At 61.2% G+C, this 10890-nt stretch carries 5 protein-coding genes; 2 read left to right on the forward strand and 3 right to left on the reverse strand.

The genetic code is table 11. From position 1 onward, the window contains the following. Nucleotides 1–331 precede the first annotated feature (331 nt). From DBR18_RS19540 to putP, 3 genes are all read right to left on the reverse strand, one after another. The gene (locus tag DBR18_RS19540; protein ID WP_108591534.1) at nucleotides 332–1036 is read right to left on the reverse strand and encodes a DUF4123 domain-containing protein; all 705 of its coding nucleotides are present in this window, start codon (nucleotides 1034–1036) and stop codon (nucleotides 332–334) included. Then, nucleotides 1026–3041 (reverse strand): type VI secretion system tip protein VgrG, encoded by a 2016-nt coding sequence (locus DBR18_RS19545; RefSeq protein WP_108591535.1) that lies wholly within the window; start codon nucleotides 3039–3041, stop codon nucleotides 1026–1028. Before DBR18_RS19545 ends, DBR18_RS19540 begins: the two co-directional genes overlap by 11 nt. A 350-nt stretch (nucleotides 3042–3391) precedes the next feature. Next, nucleotides 3392–4876, reverse strand: coding sequence for a sodium/proline symporter PutP (putP, locus tag DBR18_RS19555; RefSeq protein WP_007967315.1), 1485 nt, complete (start codon nucleotides 4874–4876; stop codon nucleotides 3392–3394). 455 nt (nucleotides 4877–5331) lie between these two features. Here putP and putA point away from each other — a divergent pair, with 455 nt between their 5' ends. Together putA and DBR18_RS19565 are read left to right on the forward strand one after the other, a co-directional pair. Further along, nucleotides 5332–9285: a trifunctional transcriptional regulator/proline dehydrogenase/L-glutamate gamma-semialdehyde dehydrogenase gene (gene putA / locus DBR18_RS19560; RefSeq protein WP_108591536.1), complete on the forward strand. Its 3954-nt coding sequence runs from the start codon at nucleotides 5332–5334 to the stop codon at nucleotides 9283–9285. Between the two features lie 260 nt (nucleotides 9286–9545). Next, a partial coding sequence (locus DBR18_RS19565) for an acyl-CoA dehydrogenase family protein (protein ID WP_371921120.1) occupies nucleotides 9546–10890 on the forward strand: 1345 nt, incomplete at its 3' end.

The raw sequence follows: 10890 nt of genomic DNA on the forward strand, positions 1-10890 counted from the left end.
TCTTTGAACCTCTGGTAGTGAAATGAGCTTCCACCATCTCCCTCCTACAGGTTTGGGTGGCAGCCATGCGCGGGGTAGGAGAACCGAGACCAGAGCACTCGGCCACGCCAAAGCGTGCCCGCGCATAACCGCCGCAAATGATCTTACGGACGCACGTAGACTGCCGCAAACCGGGCGACGACGTTTATGCGCTCTTCTGGTATCAGGGCTCCTACACCCTGTCGCCGCATCTGCGGTGACAATGCAAGACTATCCCTGCTACCCAACGCCCACCAGTTCATGAAAGCCGCCGCAACTCGAAGGAAACGTCCGAAGCCTTCGCCCGGAAAACTCACTCCAGTTCTGCCAGCAAATACTCCACCAATGCCGATTGCGACGATTCTTCCGACGTTGAAATCTGAAAAAACCGCCCGACCTTGCAGCGCAGCACAGGCTCGGGAAAACCCTCGAACAACGGCGGATGTTCCTCGCTCAACCACTGCAAAGCGTTGCCGATGCGCACTGCATCACCCGCACAAGCCAGTACCGGAGCAGGCACCGTCCACCAGGGAAAAACCCGTCCGCAACCCTGCGCCCGCCCCCCGACTTCAAAGGCCTGGCCATTGATCAGTCCTCGCGAGATCACCGGCAAAAGCTGCACCGCACTGACCGCTTCGGACTGCAAGATCGGCAACAGAAACCGCCCGTCCCAAAACCGGAAAAACACCGCTTTGCCGTCGGGCGTCAGCACCTGGGTCAAGCTGCAAAAATGCTCAACCACCACCTCAAGGCTCGCCGAAGAGATTGCCAGCCACCCCCAATCCACAGACTCGGTAGTCGCCACCCAATCGAGAACCTCACTGTCCGCAGCGACAATTCCCACAAACGGCATCACCTCCTCCCACCCGGCGTAGATCGTGTCCGCCCAGATCGGGCTGCGGGCAATCAGTGGTGGCCTGGCGTCGCTGGCGTTACTGAAGATCGCGAACAGTTGCTCGGAGGGTTTCAGCGGTTCACGCGCCAGCCAGTCTGAAGGCTTGAGGCACTCAGGCTGCACAGACACCGTCCTTGCAGCGCTCGCACTCCTCACAAAATGGCGCATCACTTTTCAGGCTCATGATTTGTGCCAACGTGAGGATCGCCGCGGGCGCGGCCGCCAGTTTTTCCGGCAGCCCCGGCACACTCGGTGCCGCGCTCATCGCCGCCATCGGCGCACCACCGACCTGAATCGGTACGCTGCTGAAGATCCCGCCGGGGCCGATGTTGATCCACTGCCCGCCGGCCTGAATGGTTGCGCTCGCGCCGCCATCGATCACCACCTGTTGCCCGGCACTGAGGTGGATTTGCCCGCTGGCGCTGGTCGCCTGATTGCTCACCCGAATATGCTGATCGCCCACCACCGTCAGGTGATCGTCCTGCTTCACTTCGGTCTGGCGCTGGCCGTGGGTGATGCGCTGCTCGTCAGCCTTCAACTCATGTTTCGCCAGGCCGGTGACGACGACGCTGCGCTGGTTGTCGACCTGCAGTTGTTGGTCGTGCAACACATGCTGGGTCCAGTTGCGCTGGGCGCGCAGGTAAATTTCCTCGGCGCCTTTCTTGTCCTCGATGCGCAGTTCGTTGTAACCGCCGCCACCAGGGCTGCTCTGGCTGCGCAGGATGCTGCGGGTCTTGTCCGCCGGCAGGTCCAGCGGCACCGGGGTCGCCGCATTGGGCAGGCAGCCCATCACCAGCGGTTTGTCGGCATCGGCGTCGATGAAACCGACCAGCACCTCCATGCCGACCCGCGGGATCAGCACACTGCCGTAATGGTCATGGGCCCAACTGGTGGCGACACGCAGCCAGCAGCTGGAATGCTCGTTGAGTTCGCCGTCACGATCCCAGGCCAGTTGCACCTTGACCCGGCCATATTCGTCGCAGTGGATTTCCGTGTCTTGTGGCCCGGTGACGACGGCAGGTTGATAGCCGAGCATCCGTGGTTTTTCCGGGCAGAGGGCCGGGCGGAAGAACACGTCCCACGGCGTGGCGAGAAAGGTATTACGGTAACCCTGGAAACCTTCACCATCACTGGTCACCGATTCCTCAAGCACTTGCGGCTGTCGCCCACGGTGTTCGATGGCGGTGAGCAGCCACAGGTCATTCCAGTCCTTGCGCGGATGCTCGGCCAGTTGCAGGAAATGTCCGCAAACCAGTGCGGATACGTCGCTGATGCCCTCGGCCTGACGATAATCGGCGACATGTCTTTCCAGCGCGCGCTGCGCCAGGTGCTTGCCGGTCTCCCGGTCGTTGAACTGGCCGGGAAAGTGATAATCCTCCAGCACCGGACGTTGCTCGCTTTCACTGCGGTTTTGCAGTTGCAGGCGCGGCTTTTCAAAGTTGTAGTCACGCCGGGTGACCACGCTGGTGCGGGTTTCCACCCTGACATTGAAGCGCTGGATGGCCGGCGCCGCAGACGCCATGCCGCTGCCCGGCAAGTACAGCGTCGATTCGGCCAGGCGCGGGAACACCGTCTGATCGTCGCCGAACACCAACACATGCCCGTCGGCACTGTGCTGAAAGTGGTAATGAATGCCGACCTCGGCACACAGGCGCTGAACGAACGCCAGATCAGTCTCGGCGTACTGCACGCAATATTCACGCACCGGGTAGTCACTGCCGAGACGAAATTCGAGGGCATCGCGCAGGATCGCGTGATCCTTGAGGATGCGCGCAACGATCTGCGGCACCGTCTGATGCTGAAAAATCCGCTGATTGGTGCGGTGGCCGAGGTAAGTCAGACGCGGCACAAGGCTCAGGTGATAGCGTGTCAGACGTTTCCCGGAATCCCCCTGCCCGACCCGATAAATCTGGCCGTGGATACCACCGCCATCGGCTTCAAAACTCAGAAACGCCTGACGGTGCAACAGGCTTTCGAGATCCAGATCCGGTCGCTCGCTGACCAGTTCCAGCTCGAAACGATAGGGTTGGCTGATGGCTTCCTTGCCCGTGAACTCAAGGACCTTGAGGTCAGTTTGGGCGCCTTCGAGGGTCAACATGAAACGCGGTTGATTGGCAGGCGCGAACATCCGGTGTGTCTCTGCAGAATGAGGGCGGGCGATTCTGCATGAGGGGCAAGGGGTGTTGGGTAGGTGACGGAAAAATCAGATTTGCCCTACTTTTTCCGTCGAAAAAACCTTCGGATATTGGCGCATTCGACTACAGACATATCCCCCAAAACCACCACTGGCCCTGTGGGAGCTGGCTTGCCAGCGATGAGGTCGGCACATTCAATTCATTCGCTGACTGACACACCGCCATCGCTGGCAAGCCAGCTCCCACAGGGTTCTCCATGTTCTTGAGAAATCACAGGCATAAAAAAACGGCCCGTCTCCTGTAGGAAACGGGCCGTTTTCGCGTGAGCGTCAGCTCAGAACAATTACTTGTTCAGGTGGAAATCCTTTTCCGCCGCCTGGAAGCGCTGCACCATGCCAGCGGTCGGCTCGCCGAGCTTGCTGACGATGTAGATCGCCAGGCTGGCGAAGATGAAGCCCGGGATGATTTCGTACAGGCCCATCACCTCGAAGTGCTTCCACACCACCACGGTGATGGCGCCGACCAGGATGCCGGCCAGTGCGCCGTTGCGGGTCATGTCTTTCCAGATCACCGAAATCAGCACCACTGGACCGAACGCGGCACCGAAACCGGCCCAGGCGTAGGACACCAGGCCCAGTACGCGGTTTTCCGGGTTGGCGGCCATGGCGATGGCGATCAGCGCCACCAGCAGCACCATTGCGCGACCGACCCAGACCAGTTCAACCTGGGAAGCGGATTTGCGCAGGAAAGTCTTGTAGAAGTCCTCGGTCAGGGCGCTCGAGCACACCAGCAACTGGCAGCTCAGGGTGCTCATCACAGCAGCGAGAATCGCCGACAGCAGGACACCGGCCACCCAAGGATTGAAGAGGATCTTGGCCAGTTCGATGAACACCCGCTCGTGGTTCTCGGTCACGGGACCGGCCACTTCCGGGTGCGCCGAGAAGTAGGCGATGCCGAAGAAGCCCACGGCCACAGTTCCGCCCAGGCACAGGATCATCCAGGTCATGGAGATGCGACGGGCGTTGGCGATCGACTTCACCGAATCAGCGGCCATGAAGCGCGCGAGGATGTGCGGCTGGCCGAAGTAGCCCAGACCCCAGCCCATCAGCGAGATGATGCCGATGAAAGTGGTGCCCTTGAGCATGTCGAAGTTGCTCGGGTCCTGGGCTTCGATGGCGAGGAACGTGGTGTCGACGCCACCGGTGGCCAGCAACACGATGATCGGCGTCAGCAGCAAAGCGAAGATCATCAGCGTGGCTTGCACGGTGTCAGTCCAGCTCACCGCGAGGAAACCGCCGACGAAGGTGTAGGCAATCGTCGCCGCAGCACCGGCCCACAGCGCCGTCTCGTAGGACATGCCGAAGGTGCTTTCGAACAGACGGGCGCCAGCAACGATGCCGGAAGCGCAGTAAATGGTGAAGAACACCAGAATCACCACCGCCGAAATGATGCGCAGCAGGCCGCTCTTGTCTTCGAAACGGCTGGAGAAATAGTCCGGCAGGGTCAGGGCATCGCCGTTGTGCTCGGTCTGCACGCGCAGACGGCCGGCGACGAACAGCCAGTTCAGGTAGGCGCCGACGATCAGGCCGATGGCGATCCAGCTTTCGGACAGACCGGACATGTAGATGGCGCCCGGCAGGCCCATCAGCAACCAGCCGCTCATGTCGGAAGCACCGGCTGACAGCGCCGTTACCACGCTGCCGAGGCTGCGGCCGCCAAGAATATAGTCGGAAAGGTTGTTGGTGGAGCGATAGGCCATGAAGCCGATCAGCACCATTGCTGCGATGTAGATCACGAACGTGATCAGTGTTGGATTGCTTACGCTCATTAAGTACGCCCTGGCTTTGTTTTTATGTTGCAGCGGTGATCGCTCGCGCTCAAACGGCGACGTTTGGCAGACGAATCGGGATCCCGCGCATTTAGGACTGATGTTTCCCCAGGAAAGCCACCAGCCGATGCACCGGGTTATCCCGGTTGCACCTTGGGCGCGAATGCTATGCAACAAAGCAAAACAGGTGCAACCAGTTTCTTGAGAATAAGTTGCACCTGCTGGAATTCGGCGGCGAAACCGCGGTTTTTGCTCCCTTTTGTTGCAGTCATGACGTCTGGCTAGAAGCAAAAGCACCAAGCGGGAGCAGTATTTTCATAGCAGAAATAAATTCCTGAAGACCTGCCAATTATTCCGACAAAAAAGGGTTGCACCCGGTTGCACCTCTTTCGGCGCACGGCTAATCTTGCCGCCAGCTGATGCCACGCAACTGTGGCAACCATGAGGATAAAAATATGGCTACCACCACCCTTGGGGTCAAACTCGATGACCCGACCCGCGAGCGCCTGAAGGCTGCCGCGACCTCGATTGATCGCACACCGCACTGGCTGATCAAGCAGGCAATTTTCAATTACCTGGAAAAACTCGAGGGTGGTGCAACCCTGACCGAGTTGAACGGTTTGACCGCCAAGGACAGCGATGACGCTGGCGAAGTGCAGACCGATCACGCCCACCAGTGCTTCCTCGAATTCGCTGAAAGCATCCTGCCGCAATCGGTTCTGCGCGCTTCGATCACCGCCGCTTACCGTCGCCCCGAGCCGGAAGTGGTGCCGATGCTGATCGAGCAGGCGCGCCTGCCGGCGCCAATGGCCGAAGCCACCAACAAACTCGCCGCGACCATCGCGGAAAAACTGCGTAACCAGAAAAGTGCCGGCGGTCGTGCAGGCATTGTTCAGGGTCTGCTGCAGGAATTTTCCCTGTCGTCTCAGGAAGGCGTGGCGCTGATGTGCCTGGCCGAAGCGCTGCTTCGCATCCCGGACAAAGGCACTCGCGATGCGCTGATCCGCGACAAGATCAGCACCGGCAACTGGCAGCCGCACCTGGGCAACAGCCCGTCGCTGTTCGTCAACGCGGCGACTTGGGGCCTGCTGCTGACCGGCAAACTGGTGTCGACTCACAACGAAGCCGGCCTGACCTCGTCGCTGAGCCGCATCATCGGCAAGAGCGGCGAGCCGATGATCCGCAAGGGCGTCGACATGGCCATGCGTCTGATGGGCGAGCAGTTCGTGACCGGCGAAACCATCGCCGAAGCCCTGGCCAACGCGAGCAAGTTCGAAGCCAAGGGCTTCCGCTATTCCTACGACATGCTCGGTGAAGCGGCGCTGACCGAACACGACGCGCAGAAGTACCTGGCGTCGTACGAACAAGCCATTCACTCGATCGGCAAAGCCTCCCACGGTCGTGGGATTTATGAAGGCCCGGGCATTTCCATCAAGCTGTCGGCACTGCACCCGCGCTACAGCCGTGCGCAGTACGAGCGCGTGATGGACGAGCTGTACCCGCGCCTGCTGTCGCTGACCCTGCTGGCCAAGCAATACGACATCGGCCTGAACATCGACGCCGAAGAAGCCGACCGCCTGGAACTGTCGCTGGATCTGCTCGAACGCCTGTGCTTCGAGCCGCAGCTGACCGGTTGGAACGGCATCGGCTTCGTGATTCAGGCTTATCAGAAGCGCTGCCCATACGTGATCGACTACGTGATCGATCTGGCCCGCCGTAGCCGTCATCGCCTGATGATCCGTCTGGTGAAAGGCGCGTACTGGGACAGCGAAATCAAGCGCGCCCAGGTCGAAGGCCTGGAAGGCTATCCGGTCTACACCCGCAAGGTGTACACCGACGTTTCCTACATTGCCTGCGCGCGCAAACTGCTGTCGGTGCCGGAAGTCATCTACCCGCAGTTCGCCACGCACAACGCCCACACCTTGTCGGCGATTTACCACATTGCCGGTCAGAACTATTACCCGGGCCAGTACGAATTCCAGTGCCTGCACGGCATGGGCGAACCGCTCTACGAGCAAGTTGTAGGCAAAGTTTCCGAAGGCAAGCTGAACCGTCCGTGCCGCGTGTACGCACCAGTCGGCACCCACGAAACCCTGCTGGCGTACCTCGTGCGTCGCTTGCTGGAAAACGGCGCCAACACTTCGTTCGTCAACCGCATCGCCGACCAGTCGATTTCGATTCAGGAACTGGTGGCCGATCCGGTGGCGCAGATCGAGCAGATGGCGACCGTGGAAGGTGGTTTCGGCCTGCCGCACCCGCGTATTCCGCTGCCGCGTGATCTGTACGGCGCCGAGCGCGCCAACTCCGCCGGTATCGACATGGCCAACGAACATCGTCTGGCTTCGCTGTCCTGCGCCCTGCTCGCCACCGCGCACAACAACTGGAAGGCCGCGCCGATGCTCGGTTGCGCTTCCAGCAACGAAGCCCCGGCGCCAGTGCTGAACCCGGCGGATCACCGCGATGTGGTCGGCCACGTGCAGGAAGCCACCGTCGAAGACGTCGACAACGCGATCCAGTGCGCACTCAATGCTGCGCCAATCTGGCAGGCCACCCCGCCGGCCGAGCGCGCAGCGATTCTGGAACGTGCCGCTGACCTGATGGAAGGCGAGATCCAGCCACTGATGGGCCTGCTGGCCCGTGAAGCCGGCAAGACCTTCGCCAACGCCATCGCCGAAGTGCGTGAAGCGGTCGATTTCCTGCGTTACTACGCGGTGCAGGCGCGCAACGATTTCAGCAATGACGCCCACCGCCCACTGGGCCCGGTGGTGTGCATCAGCCCGTGGAACTTCCCGCTGGCCATCTTCAGCGGTCAGGTCGCTGCCGCACTGGCCGCCGGTAACCCGGTACTGGCCAAACCGGCCGAACAGACACCGCTGGTTGCCGCGCAAGCCGTACGTTTGCTGCTGGAAGCCGGGATTCCCGAAGGCGTGCTGCAACTGCTGCCGGGTCGCGGTGAAACCGTCGGTGCCGGTCTGGTGGGTGACGAGCGCGTCAAAGGCGTGATGTTCACCGGTTCCACCGAAGTCGCGCGTCTGCTGCAGCGCAACATCGCCGGTCGCCTCGACAGCCAGGGCCGTCCGATTCCGCTGATCGCCGAAACCGGCGGCCAGAACGCAATGATCGTCGACTCTTCGGCACTGACCGAACAAGTGGTGATCGACGTGGTGTCCTCGGCCTTCGACAGCGCCGGTCAGCGTTGCTCGGCCCTGCGCGTGCTGTGCCTGCAGGAAGATTCCGCCGACCGTGTCATCGAAATGCTCAAAGGCGCGATGGCGGAAAGCCGTCTCGGCAACCCTGAGCGCCTGTCCGTGGACATTGGCCCGGTGATCGACGCCGAAGCCAAGACCGGCATCGACAAGCACATCCAGGCCATGCGCGATAAAGGTCGCAGCGTGTACCAGGTGGCTATCGCCGACAGCGAAGAAGTCAAACGCGGCACCTTCGTCATGCCGACCCTGATCGAGCTGGAAAGCTTCGACGAACTGCAACGCGAGATCTTCGGCCCGGTGCTGCACGTGGTGCGCTACAAGCGCAAGGACATCGACCAGTTGATCGGCCAGATCAATGCCTCCGGTTATGGCCTGACCCTCGGCGTGCACACCCGCATCGACGAGACCATCGCCAAGGTGATCGACAACGTCAACGCCGGTAACGTCTACGTCAACCGCAATATCGTCGGTGCCGTGGTCGGCGTGCAACCGTTCGGCGGCGAAGGCCTGTCGGGTACTGGCCCGAAGGCCGGTGGCCCGCTGTACCTATACCGTTTGCTGTCGACGCGTCCTACTGACGCCATCGAACAATCCTTCGCTCGCGGTGATGCAGTCGTCGCCCCGGACGTGCGTCTGCGTGATGCCATGAGCAAACCGCTGAACGCCTTCAAGGCCTGGGCCGAGAGCAACCAGTACGCCGAACTGAGCGCCCTGTGCGTGCAGTACGCCGCCCAGTCGCAAAGCGGCATCACCCGCGTGCTGGCCGGCCCGACCGGCGAGAAGAACAGCTACGCGATCCTGCCGCGTGAACACGTGCTGTGCCTGGCGGACGTCGAAGGCGATCTGCTGACCCAACTGGCGGCGGTATTGGCGGTCGGCGGTTCGGCGGTATGGCCGGAATCCGACATCAGCAAGGCATTGTTCGCACGCCTGCCGAAGGACGTTCAGGCGCGGATCAAACGGGTTGCCGACTGGAACAAGGACGAAGTGGTGTTCGATGCGGTGCTGCATCACGGTCACTCCGACCAGTTGCGTGGCGTGTGCCAGCAGATTGCCAAGCGTGCCGGTGCGATCGTGGGCGTTCAGGGCTTGTCCCAGGGCGAGACCAACATTGCGCTGGAGCGTCTGGTGATCGAGCGGGCGTTGAGCGTCAACACGGCGGCGGCGGGTGGTAATGCCAGCCTGATGACTATCGGTTAATACCGATAACCGGGCACTTGCAACAGGTGTCCGTTTCAGGAGAAATCCCTGTGGGAGCTGGCTTGCCAGCGATAGCGATGTGTCAGCCAGCATTAATGTTGACTGATCTGCCGCCATCGCTGGCAAGCCAGCTCCCACAGTTGTTTTGGAGTGTTTGTTAAGTCGGTGCTCGGCTCCAACATCACCGTCATCAATCATCGTATTCAGCCTTTATCAGCACGCCTAGACTCGGCCCAACCCCAAATTTCAGGTAGGCCGCCATGTCCGAGACGCTGCTCAGTTCCCGCAATCTGGCTTTCGAGCTGTACGAAGTCCTCGATGCCGAGGGCCTGACCCGGCGTGAGCGCTTTGCCGAACACAACCGCGAGACTTTCGACGCGGCCATCGGCACCGCCCGCAGCATTGCCGAGAAATACTTCGCGCCGCACAACCGCAAGGGCGACGAGAACGAGCCGCGCTACAAGAACGGTCAGGCGATTCTGATTCCCGAGGTAAAACCGGCGGTGGACGCGTTCCTCGAGGCCGGTTTCCTCAACGCCGCGCGCAGCTTCGAAGCGGGCGGCATGCAACTGCCGACGCTGCTGTCGCAAGCGTGCTTTGCGCATTTTCAAGCGGCGAACGCGGCGACCACTTCGTACCCGTTCCTGACCATGGGCGCGGCCAACCTGATCGAAAGCTTTGGCAGCGACGAGCAGAAACAGCGCTTCCTGCAACCGATGATCGACGGGCGCTTTTTCGGCACCATGGCCCTGACCGAACCGCACGCCGGCTCATCGCTGTCGGATATTCGTACCCGCGCCGAGCCTGCGTCCGACGGCACGTATCGCCTCAAGGGCAACAAGATCTTCATTTCCGGCGGCGATCATCCGCTGTCGGAAAACATCGTGCACATGGTCCTGGCCAAACTGCCGGACGCGCCGCCGGGGGTGAAAGGTATTTCGCTGTTCATCGTGCCGAAGTTTCTGGTCAACGCTGACGGCAGCCTCGGCGCGCGCAACGATGTGCTACTGGCCGGGCTGTTCCACAAGATGGGCTGGCGCGGCACCACCTCAACGGCACTGAACTTCGGCGATAACGGTGAGTGTGTCGGCTATCTGGTGGGCAAGCCGCATCATGGCTTGAGCTACATGTTTCAGATGATGAACGAGGCGCGGATCGGCGTTGGCATGGGTGCGGTGATGCTCGGTTACGCCGGTTACCTGTACTCGCTGGAATACGCCCGGGAACGCCCGCAAGGCCGAGTGCCGGACAGCAAAGATCCGACCACCACGCCGGTGGCGATCATTCAGCACGCCGATGTCAGACGCATGCTGCTGACGCAAAAGTCCTACGTCGAAGGGGCGTTTGACCTCGGCCTGTACGCGGCGCGGCTGTTCGATGACACCACCACGCTGGAAACCGAAGCCGAGCGCAAACAGGCCCATGAGCTGCTGGACTTGCTGACGCCAATCGTCAAATCCTGGCCGTCGGAGTTCTGCCTGAAGGCCAACGAACTGGCGATCCAGATCCTTGGCGGTCACGGTTACACCCGCGAATACCCGGTGGAGCAGTATTACCGCGACAACCGCTTGAACCCGATCCACGAAGGCACCCACGGCATTCAGT

The organism is Pseudomonas sp. HMWF021, from assembly GCF_003061005.1.
Lineage (GTDB): Bacteria > Pseudomonadota > Gammaproteobacteria > Pseudomonadales > Pseudomonadaceae > Aquipseudomonas.

Coding starts and splice junctions, on each gene's coding strand:
- putA (WP_108591536.1), top strand. CDS start 5,332: ATGGCTACCACCACCCTTGGGGTCAAACTCGATGACCCGACCCGCGAG.
- DBR18_RS19545 (WP_108591535.1), bottom strand. CDS start 3,041: ATGTTCGCGCCTGCCAATCAACCGCGTTTCATGTTGACCCTCGAAGGC.
- putP (WP_007967315.1), bottom strand. CDS start 4,876: ATGAGCGTAAGCAATCCAACACTGATCACGTTCGTGATCTACATCGCA.